The sequence below is a fragment of the Paenarthrobacter sp. A20 genome, from assembly GCF_024168825.1.
GTDB lineage: Bacteria > Actinomycetota > Actinomycetes > Actinomycetales > Micrococcaceae > Arthrobacter.
In genome coordinates, this window is record NZ_JALJWH010000001.1 from 889410 (window position 1) to 904173 (window position 14764).

Consider the following 14764-nt stretch of genomic DNA (forward strand, 5'->3'; position numbering starts at 1 on the left):
CTCAACCCCTCGGATCGCGCCAATCCATCCACCTCACGATGTCCCGGCGCGCCATCGCCGGAAGAGTGGAAAGAGCCGGGATCAAGCCCGCAATCAAGCAAAGGACTCTGATGTTTCTCGCCATCCGCGACATTCGTTTCGCCAAGGGCCGCTTCGCGCTCATGGGCAGCGTCGTCGCCCTGATCACCTTGCTGCTCGTCATGCTTTCCGGGCTGACGGCAGGCCTGGGCAACCAGTCGACGTCGGCCATTGCGGCCCTGCCCGTTCAGCAAATCGTGTTCGGCGCGCCTGCAGGCGGTGAGCCCAAGGCGTCGTATACCGAGTCGGAAGTCTCCGGCCAGCAGCTCGAGGCGTGGCGGGAACAGCCCGGCGTTGCTTCCGCCCAGGCAGTGGGAATCAGCCAATCCCGGCTTCAGCCCGTGAGCGATGGCGGCGCGCCGGGCGGCACAGCGAACGTCGCAGTCTTTGGCGGCTCCTTGGCACCGTCCACTGTGGAGGACGGGACCGTTGTGGTCGGCGAATCCTTGGCCAAGGACCTGTCGTTGGAGGCCGGCGGCCGCGTTCGTGTCGGCGGAACTGATCTGACCGTCTCGGCAGTTGTTCAGGACCAGTGGTATTCACACACGGGTGTCGTCTGGACCACCCTGGAAACCTGGCGAACCATCGCCCACGCCACCCCCGGCACCGCTACCGTGCTCGCGGTAACGCACGACGCCGGCACCTCCTTGGACCTCGACGCCGCCAATGCGGCGGCCGGCACAGTGAGCATGGATCCTGTGGGTTCGTTCCAGGCCTTGGCCTCGTACAAAAGTGAAAACGGATCACTCATGCTCATGCAGGCATTTCTCTACGGAATTTCCGCGCTGGTCATTGTTGCCTTCCTGACGGTCTGGACAGTCCAAAGGACGCGCGACATCGCAGTGCTCAAGGCGCTGGGCGCCTCCTCCTCGTACGTATTGAAGGATGCTTTGGCCCAGGCAGCCATGGTCCTGCTGGCAGGCGCCGCAGTGGGTGGTGCCATGGGCCTCGCCGGGGGACTCTTCGCGGCCCAGGCCGCTCCGTTCCTGATCACTCCCCTCACCACATTGCTGCCGGTTGCCGGGATCGTCATCCTTGGCCTGGCTGGCGCTGTCCTCGCCGTTCGCAAAGTCACCAAGGTGGACCCCTTGCTGGCCCTCGGCGGCAACTAATACTTTCCTCGAAAGGAATACACCATGACCACCGCTCTCAACCTCGTCAACATATCCCTCGAATATCCGGACGGCGGATCCACCCTCAAGGCCCTGGACTCTGTGGATCTCGCCGTGCAGCAAGGGGAGTTCCTGTCCCTGGTGGGCCCTTCCGGGTCCGGCAAATCCTCGCTGCTCGCTGTAGCCGCTACCCTCGTCAAGGCCACTGCGGGGCTGGTCGTCATCGATGGGCAGGACGTCTCCGCGCTCAAGGAGGCCGAACGCACAGAGTTGCGCCGCGACAAGGTGGGAATCATCTTCCAGCAACCGAACCTGCTGCCTGCGCTGACCGCCGTCGAGCAGTTACTCATCTGCGAGCATCTGCGCGGCAATCCGTTGAAGGAGGCGCGCCGCAAAGCGGTTGAGCTGCTGGAGGTCGTAGGCCTGTCCGGGGCCGCGCACAAGCGTCCACACCAGTTGTCCGGCGGTCAACGTCAGAGGGTGAACATTGCCCGGGCCCTCATGGGCAGTCCCACTGTCCTGCTGGTGGACGAGCCGACCGCTGCCCTCGACCACGAACGGAGCGAGTCGATTGTCCGGCTTTTGCGCAGCGTCACCGATGAGTTCCAAACGGCTACCGTGATGGTCACGCACGACACCGAATTCCTGCCCCTGACGGATTCAGTCGCGACCATGCGGGACGGGCGGATCAGCCGCGCGTTGGTCCCGTCCGCCCAGCCCAAGTAGGTAGCAGCAGACGCTCTATTGGGCCACCATAAGGGCATCTGCTGCTACTCAGTTGGGGGAGCCGAGGAGGGCTTCGTCCTGAGCGTCGTCGTAGGCATCGCGGGCCTCAAGGATGGTGGGGACGTGGCTCTCCGCCCACTCGCGAAGCATGGACAGGGGCTGCAGCAGGGACTCACCCACCGCCGTCAGTTCGTAGTCCACCCGCGGCGGTACCTGGGCGTGAACGGTCCGGGTGATGAGTCCGTCGCGTTCCAGCGCCCGCAGCGTTTGCGTCAGGACTTTAGGGGTGACCACGCTGACCATCTTGCGAAGCTCGGAGAAGCGCACCGGCCCATCGCCGAGTACCTGGATCACCAGGGACGCCCACTTGTCCCCGATGCGCTGGAAGATCACGCGGGACGGGCAGTTGGGGTCGAGGATGTTGGCCGGGAGGTCTTTCGGTTCCATTGTCAGTATCCCTGAGGTAACTAGGTTTCTTTGAAGCTATCAGTATCCGTTGGATACCTTTGAATTATTCGAGGATACCAACCCCAAGGAGAGCTATGAAAATCGCAGTCTACGGCGCAACGGGCATGGTCGGCAGCCAGATCGTCAACGAGTCCCTCACCCGCGGCCACCAGGTCACGGCCATCTCCCGGAAGGGCGCAGAGGTAACCGGCGCCGCAGCGCAGGCCGCTGATCTGGCTGACGGCCAGGCCTTCGCCTCCATCGCAAAGGATCACGACGTCGTTGTGTTGGCGACGGGCCCCAGCCGCACCGGCGGCGACCACGGAGAATGGCTCGACGCCATGGCTGCCGCTTACAGCAACGCCGAAGGAACCCGCCTCATGATCGTTGGCGGTGCCGGAACCCTGGAAATCGATGGTGTCCGCTTGCTCGATTCCCCGGACTTCCCGGAGGCGTACAAAGCTGAGGCCACCACCGCTGCCAAGGCCTTCGAAGCCGTCAAGCAGACCCCGGAGAACATCGACTGGACCGTTCTGGCTCCGGCACCCGTGATCCAGCCGGGTGAGCGCACCGGGGAGTACAACGTGGCCAAGGACTCGCCTGCAGGCAACAGCATTTCCACGCAGGACTATGCCGTTGCGATGTTGGATGAGATCGAACGCCCGGCCTACCGCCGCGCCCGTTTCACTGCCGCCAACTAACGTCAGCTAAACCCCCAGGCCCAGCCCGGGTACCCGCATCTTGAATATGTCCTTAAGGGCATGTTTTGCCGCGTGGTACCCGGGCATCCCTGTCACACCCGGCCCGGGCGGTGTCGACGACGAACAGAGATACACGCCCGGCATCGGAGTCCTCCACGGCACGTTGGAAACCACTGGCCGTTGCACCAACCCACGCAGGTCCAGGATCCCGGCGCTGAAGTCGCCCCCAACGTAGTTTTCGTTGTACGCAGACAGTTCTGCCGCCGTCGTGGTCTGTGACGCAACCACAACGTCCCGGAAGCCCGGCGCGTACCGCTCGATGCGGGCGGTGACGGCTTCCGCCATGTCCACCGTGGAATTGGCAGGTACATGGCAGTAGGACCACAGGACGTGACGTCCCTCCGGCGCCCGGGTCCGGTCCACCACGGATGGCTGGGACACCAGGACGTAGGGCTCGGAGGGGTGCTTACCCATGGCCACGAGGTTCTCGGATTCGGCCATGGCAAGCCGCGACCCGCCCACATGGACCGTTCCTGCCACCGCCAGGCCAGGGTCCAGCCAAGGAACCGGACCCGACAGGATGAAGTCCACTTTGCACGCTGCATTCCCAAAGCGGAATGTTTCCAGTGCGCGCCGGTACCGGTCGGGTACTTCTGTTCTGCCCAGCCTGGCCAGCGTAGGCGGAGCGACATCCAACAAAATGGCTTTCGATGGCCGGACCTGGTCCAGTGAATCGACGCGTTCTCCAACGTGGATGGTTCCGCCGTGGGCTGTCAGGTCATCTGCCATGGCCGCTGCAATGGAGATCGAACCACCAACGGGTATTGCCCAGCCGCCTGCATGGGCCAGGACGCTGAGCAGAAGCCCAGCCCCGGTTGAGCTCAGCGCTGGCTGCGAACCAAGGGCATGCGACATGACGCCCGTCAGCAACGCAGGAGCGGCATCTTCCCGGAAGCGGCGCCCCCACAGAGGTGTGCCTTGGTCCAGGGTGGCAAGCCCGAACATCATGGCCGCCAAAGGGTCTTTCGGTACCCTCAGCAGCTGGTTGGAGGTAAAGTCCACCACGCCATTCACCCGGGCCAGGAGGGGCTCCAGCAGCCGTCCGTAAGCCGGACCGTCCACACCTAACCCGAGGACTGTCCGCTCCAGCGACTGATACGCCAACGCCGCCCCGCCCGAGTCCAGGGGAGTACCGTGCTGGACTTCGGGAAGCCGGAGATCTATGCGGCGGGATAGCTCGAAGGCACGGAAGAACGGCGATGCCAGGGCCATGGGATGAACTGCGGAACAAACGTCGTACAGGTAGCCCGGTTCGATCAGCTCGCTGGTGCGCGAACCGCCGCCGATCACGTCAGCGGCCTCATAAAGATGCACGTCCAGGCCTGCACGGGCCATCACAACTGCGGCGGCCAGACCGTTGGGACCAGCCCCGACGACGGCGACATCAGCCATCGCTGCCTACCTCCGCTCGCTGGGCTGCTTGGAGTCATCAGTATTCACAGCAGTTCCGGGCTGCCACGGAAAGACGGACCGCGAGGGACGGAAGAGGTCGATTCTCAGCCAGTCCCTGGCTCCGTTGAAAGGCCCGCCATGGGGATCGTCCTCGTCATGGATGCGCAGCGGGTCCTGGGCAGGATCCCATATGTCCATGACCACTCGTGCCATCAGATAAGCGGTCGCCATCATGTGCAGGCCAACGGCCAGGACGTAGTAGGACATATCTATGTTGTGCTGGACGGAGCCGCCACTGGTCGCTTGGCCCAGGTACATCCAGATGGCGGCCCAGTGCAGACCCTCGGCGGCCTGCCAGATGAGGAAGTCACGCCACTTGGGCCGGGCAAGAGCCAGCAGCGGGATGAGCCAAATAACAAACTGTGGTGAGTACACCTTGTTGGTGAGGATGAACGCGGCCACAATCAGGAAAACCAGCTGGGCGATCCGGGGCCGCCGGGGGGCACATAACGCCAGGGCACCAATGAGGGCACAGGCCAGGATGAAAAGGTACAGGGCCAGCGAGTTGATGGTTGCAGCATTCATCTGCGTCCACTGAAGCCGGTCAGCCACAAGGTTGTAGGCGAACCATGGCGAGCTGTAACCCGCGGGACGTTCCTGTGTGAATTCGAAGAAATAGCGCCAGCCAGGGGGATTCATCGCTGCGATGGGCAGGTTCACTGCCAGCCACGAAGCCAGGGCTGACCCGGCGGTGATGAAGAATGTCCGCAGCTTGCCGCTGCGGAGGGCCAGAACCAGCACAGCACCCAGTATCAGCACGGGGTATAGCTTGGTCGCCGTCCCCAGACCGATGCACACGCCGGCAAGGATCAGCTTGTCCCGCGAGAAGAAGTACATCCCCAAGGCAAGCAACCCAACGGCCCACATGTCCCAGTTGATGAATCCGGCCAGGATGATCCCTGGTCCGACTGCCACCATGGCGGCGTCCCAAGGGCGTCGCTTGTTGATACGTGCCGTCAAAAGGACCGTGACGATCCAGACCGCCACGATCAGTGTGGCGTTGATATCGAAGTAACCCAGAATCCGTTCATTGCCCACGCCTTGGCCGGGAACCAACAAAGCTGTGATGCCCGCGATGATCCCCATCAGGACGGGGTATTCGAACAGGCTGCCTTGGGTGAAGAAGGGGAACACGCCATCGCCCAAGCCGCGGTTCTTGAAGAGCTCGGGGAAATCGGAGTAGCAGGTGGCGTAGAACTGGCCGGGAGTCTGCCAACCGTTGACGCGGCAATAGTCCTTGGCGAGCACGGCAAGGACCGCGGCAATCACGGTGAGGATAATGAGGACCCGTTCAACGGTGAAGGGGCCGGAGGAGGCCATTCCCGGTGCCGAGTGCTTCCCCAAGGGGCCGCCGATGAGCTCCGTAAAGTTCCGAAGCAGGGAGTCGCTGCGGCTGGGAACCACAAAGCGGGCACGTTTTTGCTGCCGGTGCGGCTTCGTCTCCTGCATGGATCGAGCTTACAGTCATGCCTTGAAGTACAGCAGCACACGCAGCAGTGCGGCACCCACATCCAGGCCGGTAAGAAGCACTGTTAAAAGGGGGGAGCCCACGCGCAGCCGCGTGGGCTCCCTGAGGGTCAGCATGAATGTGTTGCATCTGAACTCCCTTCGGGGTCGCTCAGGACATCAACGGATGAGTCCCATTTGGTGCAGGACAACGTAGACATCTTCACGACGTTGGTCGAGGAGTTGGCCGTTGAACAGCGTGCGGTCCTTGGGAGCATCGCTGCTCTTGAAGAAGCGCATTTCTTCGGGGCGCTTTAACATGGTTCACCTCCTTTCGGGAGAATATGCTCCGGAATTTGGGCACAACAAATAGAGCCAATTGAATTCATGAGAAATCAAGGCCTGAAAAGGGCACAAAAAGCCGAGGCTTATAAGGGGGATAAAGCGGACCGAATCGGGAAACCCCGAACCGTCGTGCATAATTGCGCGTGCTTCCGGCAGTCGACCCAACAAGAAGCTGGTTCCGAACTTTGGGGGAAACTGCGCACCCGCGGCATGCTGCGTGGAGTCCGCGCCTACAACTGACTACTCAGAAGGCCAACCACGGAGTGTGGCCGACCATGAAAATCCGCCGGCGTCAGGGCCGGTCCGGATGGTTCAGGAGTGGGTCAGAGAGCAAAAGTGGCGTCGATCATCAGCAGAGGCCGGGGTAGCAGTGACGGTCAACTTCCGTCCGCTAGTCAAAGTAATCATTTTCCCAACCTCCTTTTCCCGGCCATTACAGCCTGCTGTGGCATTGTCCCGGCTGACTGAACCGGAGAATGCGCGCCTGGTTCCCGGCGAGTCGCTCTGGGAACAAGATATAAGCTACCCCATCAAGACGGAGTTTGACCAGCGCAATTGGCTAATTTGCCAAAAGTTTTTCTAAATTCTTTCCTTAGAGGCCCCAGCGCACAATTGCCGGCGTGCGCTTATCCCAACCAAGCGTGCAGACCTTGGCTGTCCCAAGAATGAAATGACGGCCTTCGCGGGCGTCCATTTCCAGCCAGCGGGCGGTAAGGATCCGGGAGAAATGACCGTGCGCAACCACAAGGACATTGTCCATCCCGGATTCCAGGACGCGTCCGATGATCTTGTCGGCCCGGGCAGCAACTTCGTCCAGTGTTTCGCCGTTGGGCACGCCGTCGGTCCAGATGAGGTAGTCCGGGTTGTCCTTGCGAATGAGGTCGGAGCTGATGCCCTCGTAGTCGCCGTAGTTCCACTCAACAGCCAGCGGCTCATGGACTGCCTCCGGGTAGCCTGCAAGTTCCGCCGTGCGGCGGGCGCGGCGCAGCGGCGAGGTCAGGACGAGGTCGAAGTCGATGCCTTCCAGGACCTTGCGCGCCTCGACGGCCTGCTGCTCTCCCTCAACAGTGAGGGGGAGATCCGTCAGGCCGGTGTACTGGCCGCTCTTGGACCACTCCGTCTCGCCATGGCGAAGGATCCAGAGTTGCGGACGCGGGGAAGTCGCAGCGTTCATGATGGCTCCTCAGTTTCGGTCAAAGGCTCGACGACGGCGGACTCGGGTTGCGCTTGCCACCAGGCCAAGAGCTTCTGCTCGGCTTCCTCCGGGGACAGTGGTCCGTGTTCCATGCGTTCCTCGAGAAGGAACTTGTAGGCCTTGCCCACTACGGGGCCGGGCTTGAGTCCCAGGAGTGCCATGATCTGCGCTCCATCGAGGTCCGGCCGGACGGCCGCCAGCGATTCCTGTTCCAAGAGCGCCGAGATGCGTCGTTCAAGGTCATCGTAGGCGAACGACAGGCGGTCGGCCTTGCGCTGGTTACGCGTGGTGACGTCGGATCGGGTGAGGCGGTGCAGGCGTTCGAGCAGGGGACCGGCGTCGGTCACGTAGCGGCGGACCGCCGAATCGCTCCAGCCGGCATCGCCGTAGCCGTAGAAGCGCATATGCAGTTCGACGAGGCGCGATACGGCTTTGATCGACTCATTGTCGAAACGCAGCGCCTTCATCCGTTTGGCCGTCAGCTTGGAGCCCACAACATCGTGGTGGCGGAAGCTGACCGCACCGCCCGGTTCGAAACGGCGCGTAGCCGGCTTGCCGACGTCGTGCATCAAGGCCGCGAACCGCAGCACAAAGTCGGGGCCGGGCACCGGACCGTCAGGACCTGTTTCCAGCGCGGCGGCCTGCTCCAGAACCTGCAGCGAGTGCTGGTACACGTCCTTGTGGCGGTGGTGCTCGTCGGCTTCCAGGCGCAAGGCTGAAACCTCCGGGAGCACGAACTCAGCGAGCCCCGTGTCCACCAGGAGGTCTATGCCTACGCGGGGGTGGGCTCCGTTGATGAGCTTGACCAGTTCTTCCCGGACGCGCTCCGCGGAAATGATCTTGATGCGGTCCGCCATTTGGGACATGGCGAGCCGGACGTCGTCATGAACCGACACGCCGAGCTGGGAAGCGAAACGCGCCGCGCGCATCATGCGCAGGGGGTCGTCCGAGAAGGAGGCCTCCGGGGCGCCCGGCGTGGCGAGCTCGGAGGCGTGAAGGTCGCGGACGCCGCCGAAGGGGTCCACGAGCTCCAGGCTGGGCAGCCGCAGCGCCATGGCGTTGATGGTGAAGTCGCGGCGGAGGAGGTCTTCGGTCAGCGAGTTGCCGAACGCCACTACCGGCTTGCGTGAATCGGGGTCGTAGGCCTCCGCGCGGTAGGTGGTGATCTCGATCTGGAAACCACTCTTTTTCATGCCGATCGTGCCGAACGCGCGGCCGATTTCCCAGAAGTTGTCCGCCCACTTCTTGATGACGGCAATGGTCTGGTCCGGCGTGGCGTCGGTAGTGAAGTCGAGGTCCGGGGATGTCCTCCCCAAGAAGAGGTCGCGCACGGGCCCACCGACCAGGGACAGCTCATAGCCGGCATCGACAAAGCGCTGCCCGAGGTCGAGCACCACCGGATCGATGGTGAAGTTAACAGAAGAGCTGTCCAATACGTGCGCCATAGTTCCTTAAGCTTGGCAGATTTTTGCGCAGCAGTGGGCCACTGTTCCATGCGAAATCAGGCATGTGTCCGCGGAGCGTCTCCCGCAGTCCATCTTGTGGCCATGTCCCGGTCATCACTCCGGGGCAAGAGTCGTTAGAGTGGACCACATGGCCAACCCGATCCCGAGCGCTCCTGGCAGGAGGACAAACGCACCGTTGCCGTCGGCAATCGGTGCGCACGTCGCGCCTGCCCAGCAGCATCCGGTCCAGGCCTCGCTTCCCACCGTGGAGGAAGTGTCGGCGGGCGGCGTTGTAGTAGACACGTCCGACGGCGAACTCCGGGTTGCGATCATCGCGCGCCTTAATAGGGGTGGCCGGCTTGAGTGGTGCCTGCCGAAGGGCCACCCAGAGGGTCGGGAGAACAATGAGGAAGCTGCTGTTCGCGAGATCGCCGAGGAAACCGGCATCGAAGGCAGCATTCTGGCACCCTTGGGCAGCATCGATTACTGGTTCACGGTGAGCGGCCATCGCGTCCATAAAACCGTGCACCATTTCCTGCTCCAGGCGACGGGCGGCGAGCTGACCATCGAGAACGATCCCGATCAGGAAGCCGTGGACGCCGCGTGGGTTCCCATCCAAGAACTGGCCCGCAAACTGTCCTTCCCGAACGAACGCCGCATCGCCGACCTGGCACGGGAAGTGCTGCCAGAACACCTCTGACCCGGGTACGTGGGACGATAAAGGCGATGTCTGAAGCCAAAACCACCCAGTCCGTTCAATCCGGAGAAGCACGTTCCAGCGCCATCATGGCCGCAGGAACGCTCGTTTCCCGGTTCCTTGGCTTCGCAAAAACGTGGATGCTCGGCGCCGCCCTTGGCCTGGGTTCCACGGTCAATGACACCTTCATCAACGCCAACAACCTGCCCAACCTGATCTTCCTGCTGGTGGCCGGTGGCGTGTTCAACGCTGTGCTTGTCCCGCAGATCATCAAGGCAAGCAAGGCCCCGGACCGCGGTGCGGACTACATCAGCCGCCTGCTGACCCTGGCCGTGCTGGTCCTGCTGGCGTTGACAGCCCTGGTGACGCTCGCGGCGCCTCTGGTCATTGACCTCACCACCCAGGGTTACTCCGAGCAACAAAAGGCCTTGGCCGTCACGTTCGCGTTCTGGTGCCTCCCGCAGATCTTCTTCTACGGCCTCTACGCCATGCTCACCCAGGTGCTGAACGCCCACGGCGCCTTCGGCCCGGCTATGTGGGCGCCTATCCTGAACAACCTTGTGGCCATCGCCGGCCTGGGCATGTTCATCTGGATCCTGGGCGCCAACATCACCAACCCACACACCGTGGACAACTGGGGGCCAACCCAGACATTCCTGATTGCCGGGTTCTCGACCTTCGGCGTGATCGCCCAGACGGCCATCCTGCTCGTCCCCGTCTTCCGGCTTCGCCTTGGCCTTCGTCCCCGCTTCGGGTGGCGCGGGGTTGGACTTGGCCAGGCTGCCAAGCTGAGCGTCTGGACCTTGGCGACTGCCGCCGTCGGACAGTTGGCGTTCCTTTACGTCATGAGGATCGCCACCATTCCCGGTGCTGAGCGCCTCCGCCTGAGCAATGCAGGGAATACTGTTGCCGCGGCTGTGTTGCCCGGCAACGCCGTCCTCGAGGTCGCAAGCCAGCTGTACCTTCTGCCGCACTCGATCATCGCGTTGTCCCTGGCGACTGTCCTCTTTAACCGCATGACACGCGCGTCCCAGGATGGCAACAAGGGCGAGCTGCGCGATGCCCTGTCCCATGGCCTTCGCACCATGGCCGTTGCCACGGTTTTCGGTGCCTTGGCATTGTTCGCCCTGGCGGGTCCGCTGGGCATGTTCTTCTCGGGTGGCGAAAAGCAGGATGGCGTCATGCTGGCCCAGACGCTCACCATCCTTGCCCTCAGTACACCGTTCCTGAGCGCCAACTTCATGATGTCCCGCGTGTTCTATGCCAACGAGGACGCCCGCACGCCCTTGTACGTCCAGTTGTGGCTGGCGGTCATCTACGTGGTGGGCGCGTTCTTCATCCAGTTCCTGCCCGTTGGGCAGATCATTTACGCGATCGCGATCCTCTACACCCTGGGCAACATTCTTTCCGTGGTGATCAGCGTGGTGTTCCTTCGCCGCATGCTGGGCCACCTGGACGGCCCTCGTATCGCCAATTCGTACATCCGCATGGGCTACGCCGGCTTGGGCTCCGCGTTGGCCGGTGCGGCTGCGCTGTGGCTCCTCGGCAGCTACCGTGCCGACGGTTTCGCCTGGAGCAGCCGCCCGGCCGCTCTGGTGACCGTGGTCGTCGTCGGGCCCGTCATGTTGGTCGCCTACCTGGTCCTGCTGCGCGTCTTCCACGTCACCGAACTTCGCGACCTCCTGCGCCCGCTGATGGGGCGCTTGGGACGCGCTCCCGCACCGGTGACGGGCGCCGTTGCAGAACCCACGACGGCGGCCCGCGCCACGGTTTCAGACGATACAGGTTTGATTCCCCGTATCTCGGGCGAGTTCGACGCGGCGTCCTACCGGGCCGGCCCTGCTGTGGAACGCGTTGCTCCGTTGTCCAGTACGGAGGCTCCGGATGCGCCGAAAACCTATCTGCCGGAAGAGGACGCGCCCAGCACGGCCCGGGGCGGCAGGTTCAGGCCTCAGGTCCCGTTGCCGGGTCGGCGTACCTATCAAGGCGACGCCGGACGCAATCCCTACTTCCCAACGCGCGGAAACCACCGGAAGTGAGCCGGTGCCGTCAACGTGGGCGCAGGGCATCAATCGGCTAGGCTAGAAAACGAATACAGGTAGTTGCAAAAGCGGTTGAACCGGCTCGCCGGGCCGGCCGCGTGCAGGACCCGCAGCTCCCGGACAGCCTAGGAGGAACACGTGTCCCACCCGATCGACGTCGGATCAGTACTTGGCGGCCGCTACAAGGTCACGGCCAATGTGTTGACCTCGCATGACCAAGATCAGGTGCTCGACGGCGTGGACCAGGTCCTCAACCGTCCCGTGAGCATCCTTGTCGCCGGTCCCGGAAACGCGGAACAGGTAGCTCAGAGCGCCCGTGAAGTGGCCACAGGGGAGCGGCCGGGCCACGTTCAGATCCTGGACCTCGGCGTCAGCGACAACACCACCTACCTCATCACCAACCACAGCACCGCGCCTGACTTGCTGGATCTGGTGGTTGCCACCAACCCGCCCTACATCGAGCCCTTCTTCACTGAGACGCTCGGCAGCGAGATCTTCGGCCAGGCACGCACCTACGAGCCCGAAACGTACGACGGCCTGTACGAGGACGATGAGCACGACGCCGAGTACATCCAGTACGACGAAAACGGCTACCCGATCCCATCCGATGACGACACCCAGCAGGACGCCACCGGATCCCAGGCCGGCAATGTGCCTCCCATGCCTTCTTCCAGCCCGTCGTCGTCCAAGAGCGGCATCGCCGGAAAGCTGGCTGCTGCTGCGGGTGCCGGAGCAGCCGGACTCGCCGCGCTGAAGAACTCGGCTTCCAAGAATCACGACGCCGGTGCAGCTGCCGGCCCTGGTGCCGCTGCCCCCGGAGCCGCTGCCTCCGGTGCCGCTGCCTCCGGTGCCGGCGCGGCTACAGCCGGTGTCCAGGCCCAGCCGCCCACCCAGGCCGTGACGTCCCAGCCGGCTCCGTCGGCTCCACCCGCACCGGCCCAGCCCCCGACCCAGGCCGTCAATGCGCAGCCGACAGCGGCACGTGAACCGGCTGAGCCCAAGGTTTCGCTGTGGTCCGAAGAGGACTACGGCTTTGCCGGGGGAGGTGCCGCGGCTGCTGCTGGAGGCACTGCAGCCGCTGCGCGAGGTACCTCAGACGCCGGTTACGACCGTGCCCCCACCAGTTTCCCGGCGTCGGCCGCTGTCCAGGACGATTACGACGACGAGGAAGTTTACGAGGACGACGCTCCGGAGAAGGAGCCCCGTTCGCTGCGCTGGCTCGTCGGCGGCTTGCTGGCTGCCGTGCTGATCGTGGGACTCGTCCTCGCAGTCACCAACCTGGGCAGCCTCTTTCCCAGCGGTACGCCCGCAGCCACGCAGAACACGACTGCGCCTCAGACCAACAGCACCCAATCAGAGGAACCCACGCCTTCGGAGACTGCGCCTCCTGCCGTGCCGCCTGCCATCGCTGGAATTACGCGTCTTGGTGATTTCCCCTTCGCTGCAGAGTACGACAAGGACCTCACCAGGGCTTTTGACGGCAACGCGGCAAGCTACTGGTCAGACATGGAGTTTGCTACAGCCGACTGGGGTGGACTCGTCACCAACATGCCGCTGGTCATTGAGCTCAAGGAAAAAACTGAGGTCAAGTCCATTGTGTTGAACCAATTGGGTGGATCCGGCGGCAGCATAAATGTTTACACCAACGACCGTCCGGCCATGGACGGCGCCAAGCTGGTAGGCACCAACAGCTTCACTTCTCCGGAGCTGACCATGCCCCTGGCTGCGCCGACGCAGACGCAGTACGTCATCGTGGATATCAAAACGCTCCCCAAGCTGGCCGCACCGAAGACCCGTTTCGGCTTCGGCCTGCGCCTGGCTGAGGTAACTGTTCAGTAGTTCGATTCTCATTCTTTCGCCCAGTGGGGGCTCCCGGTCACGGGAGTCCCCACTTCGATTTGCCGTGTCTCCAGACGGTACCCTGAATGATGGTGGCTTTTAGGGTCCCCAACTCCAACGGAATATTTGGGGCGTAACCGGGGTTGAGTCAGGTGGCTGCCCCGAAAGCCGCAGCATCGACTAAGGAAGAGGTTCACGCCACGTGAGCATTGCAGAAAACAGCGCATCGCAGGTGCGTGACGTCATCATCGTAGGTTCAGGCCCAGCCGGCTACACCGCCGCTGTTTATACCGCCCGTGCCAACATGAAGCCTCTGCTCATTGCCGGTTCGGTCACCGCTGGTGGCGAACTGATGAACACCACGGACGTAGAGAACTACCCGGGCTTCCCCGAGGGCATCATGGGTCCGGACCTCATGGAGAACTTCGAAAAGCAGGCCGCGCGATTCGGCACCGAAATCCAGTTCGAGGACGTCACCGAACTCGATCTCGACGGCGACATCAAGACCGTGACCATCGGAACGGGGGAGACCTTCCAAGCGAAGGCCATCATCCTGTCCACTGGCTCTGCCTACCGCGAGCTCGGCTTGGCGAACGAAAAGCGCCTCTCCGGCCACGGTGTTAGCTGGTGTGCAACCTGCGACGGTTTCTTCTTCAAGGACCAGGACATCGCCGTCATTGGCGGTGGCGACTCCGCAATGGAGGAAGCACTGTTCCTCACCAAGTTCGCAAAGTCTGTCACTGTTGTCCACCGCCGCGATACGCTCAAGGCTTCCAAGATCATGGGCGACCGCGCGCAGGCACACGAGAAAATCAATTTCGTCTGGAACACGGCCGTCGAGGACGTTCTTGGCGGAGACAAAGTCACTGGCCTGAAGCTGAAGAACCTGGTGGATGGCACCGAGTCCGAACTCGCGGTCACTGGCGTCTTTGTCGCTATCGGCAACGATCCCCGCACGGACCTCATCAAGGGCAAGATTGACCTGACGCCCGAGGGAACCATCGCCGTCGAGGGCCGTAGCTCCCGTACCAACATTAAGGGTGTCTTCGCTGCAGGCGACGTCATCGATCCCACCTACCGCCAGGCCATCACGGCTTCGGGCTCCGGTTGTGTGGCCGCACTCGATGTTGAGCACTACCTTGCAGACCTGAACTCCTAAGCTGCATCCAAGCAACCATA

13 protein-coding genes are annotated in these 14764 nt (G+C 62.9%); 7 read left to right on the forward strand and 6 right to left on the reverse strand.

The features are described from left to right. Positions 1-110: 110 nt before the first annotated feature. Together J3D46_RS04290 and J3D46_RS04295 are read left to right on the forward strand one after the other, a co-directional pair. A complete protein-coding gene (locus tag J3D46_RS04290) occupies positions 111-1190 on the forward strand; it encodes an ABC transporter permease (RefSeq protein ID WP_253465261.1) in 1080 nt (359 codons plus the stop codon). A 24-nt stretch (positions 1191-1214) separates the two neighbouring features. Further along, positions 1215-1916 (forward strand): ABC transporter ATP-binding protein, encoded by a 702-nt coding sequence (locus J3D46_RS04295; protein WP_253465264.1) that lies wholly within the window; start codon positions 1215-1217, stop codon positions 1914-1916. 48 nt (positions 1917-1964) lie between these two features. Here J3D46_RS04295 and J3D46_RS04300 read toward each other — a convergent pair whose 3' ends face one another. Next, on the reverse strand, positions 1965-2363 hold the full coding sequence (locus J3D46_RS04300) for a helix-turn-helix domain-containing protein (RefSeq protein WP_253465267.1): 399 nt from the start codon (positions 2361-2363) through the stop codon (positions 1965-1967). A 95-nt stretch (positions 2364-2458) separates the two neighbouring features. Between J3D46_RS04300 and J3D46_RS04305 the strand changes: the two genes are divergently transcribed. Continuing rightward, positions 2459-3064, forward strand: coding sequence for an NAD(P)-dependent oxidoreductase (locus J3D46_RS04305; protein WP_231338801.1), 606 nt, complete (start codon positions 2459-2461; stop codon positions 3062-3064). 6 nt (positions 3065-3070) lie between these two features. On the opposite strand, the gene J3D46_RS04310 is transcribed toward J3D46_RS04305, so the two are convergent. From J3D46_RS04310 to J3D46_RS04330, 5 genes are all read right to left on the reverse strand, one after another. Beyond that, a complete protein-coding gene (locus J3D46_RS04310) occupies positions 3071-4516 on the reverse strand; it encodes an NAD(P)/FAD-dependent oxidoreductase (protein ID WP_253465271.1) in 1446 nt (481 codons plus the stop codon). Positions 4517-4522: 6 nt separating this feature from the next. Further along, positions 4523-6025: a glycosyltransferase family 87 protein gene (locus J3D46_RS04315; protein ID WP_253465274.1), complete on the reverse strand. Its 1503-nt coding sequence runs from the start codon at positions 6023-6025 to the stop codon at positions 4523-4525. 177 nt (positions 6026-6202) lie between these two features. Continuing rightward, a complete protein-coding gene (locus J3D46_RS04320; RefSeq protein ID WP_231338798.1) occupies positions 6203-6343 on the reverse strand; it encodes a hypothetical protein in 141 nt (46 codons plus the stop codon). Between the two features lie 616 nt (positions 6344-6959). After that, the gene (locus J3D46_RS04325; protein WP_089597061.1) at positions 6960-7541 is read right to left on the reverse strand and encodes a histidine phosphatase family protein; all 582 of its coding nucleotides are present in this window, start codon (positions 7539-7541) and stop codon (positions 6960-6962) included. Continuing rightward, positions 7538-9007 (reverse strand): CCA tRNA nucleotidyltransferase, encoded by a 1470-nt coding sequence (locus tag J3D46_RS04330; protein WP_231338797.1) that lies wholly within the window; start codon positions 9005-9007, stop codon positions 7538-7540. The genes J3D46_RS04325 and J3D46_RS04330 overlap by 4 nt, the downstream gene beginning before the upstream one ends. A gap of 196 nt (positions 9008-9203) precedes the next feature. Here J3D46_RS04330 and J3D46_RS04335 point away from each other — a divergent pair, with 196 nt between their 5' ends. The 4 genes from J3D46_RS04335 (at position 9204) to trxB (ending at position 14744) form a co-directional block, all read left to right on the forward strand. After that, positions 9204-9707: an NUDIX hydrolase gene (locus J3D46_RS04335; protein WP_026541026.1), complete on the forward strand. Its 504-nt coding sequence runs from the start codon at positions 9204-9206 to the stop codon at positions 9705-9707. A 26-nt stretch (positions 9708-9733) separates the two neighbouring features. Next, positions 9734-11743 carry a murein biosynthesis integral membrane protein MurJ gene (gene murJ, locus J3D46_RS04340; RefSeq protein WP_231338796.1) on the forward strand — a complete coding sequence of 670 codons (2010 nt, stop codon included), beginning with the start codon at positions 9734-9736 and terminating at the stop codon, positions 11741-11743. Positions 11744-11884: 141 nt separating this feature from the next. Beyond that, the gene (locus J3D46_RS04345; protein WP_231338795.1) at positions 11885-13585 is read left to right on the forward strand and encodes an ABC transporter substrate-binding protein; all 1701 of its coding nucleotides are present in this window, start codon (positions 11885-11887) and stop codon (positions 13583-13585) included. A 202-nt stretch (positions 13586-13787) separates the two neighbouring features. Next, a complete protein-coding gene (trxB, locus tag J3D46_RS04350; protein WP_159700378.1) occupies positions 13788-14744 on the forward strand; it encodes a thioredoxin-disulfide reductase in 957 nt (318 codons plus the stop codon). Positions 14745-14764: the final 20 nt, after the last annotated feature.

Excerpts from the sequence above, each read along its gene's own strand:
- J3D46_RS04320 (WP_231338798.1), bottom strand. The coding sequence starts at position 6,343 with ATGTTAAAGCGCCCCGAAGAAATGCGCTTCTTCAAGAGCAGCGATGCT.
- J3D46_RS04330 (WP_231338797.1), bottom strand. The coding sequence starts at position 9,007 with ATGGCGCACGTATTGGACAGCTCTTCTGTTAACTTCACCATCGATCCG.
- murJ (WP_231338796.1), top strand. The coding sequence starts at position 9,734 with ATGTCTGAAGCCAAAACCACCCAGTCCGTTCAATCCGGAGAAGCACGT.
- J3D46_RS04325 (WP_089597061.1), bottom strand. The coding sequence starts at position 7,541 with ATGAACGCTGCGACTTCCCCGCGTCCGCAACTCTGGATCCTTCGCCAT.
- J3D46_RS04315 (WP_253465274.1), bottom strand. The coding sequence starts at position 6,025 with ATGCAGGAGACGAAGCCGCACCGGCAGCAAAAACGTGCCCGCTTTGTG.
- J3D46_RS04290 (WP_253465261.1), top strand. The coding sequence starts at position 111 with ATGTTTCTCGCCATCCGCGACATTCGTTTCGCCAAGGGCCGCTTCGCG.
- J3D46_RS04305 (WP_231338801.1), top strand. The coding sequence starts at position 2,459 with ATGAAAATCGCAGTCTACGGCGCAACGGGCATGGTCGGCAGCCAGATC.
- J3D46_RS04295 (WP_253465264.1), top strand. The coding sequence starts at position 1,215 with ATGACCACCGCTCTCAACCTCGTCAACATATCCCTCGAATATCCGGAC.
- J3D46_RS04300 (WP_253465267.1), bottom strand. The coding sequence starts at position 2,363 with ATGGAACCGAAAGACCTCCCGGCCAACATCCTCGACCCCAACTGCCCG.
- J3D46_RS04310 (WP_253465271.1), bottom strand. The coding sequence starts at position 4,516 with ATGGCTGATGTCGCCGTCGTCGGGGCTGGTCCCAACGGTCTGGCCGCC.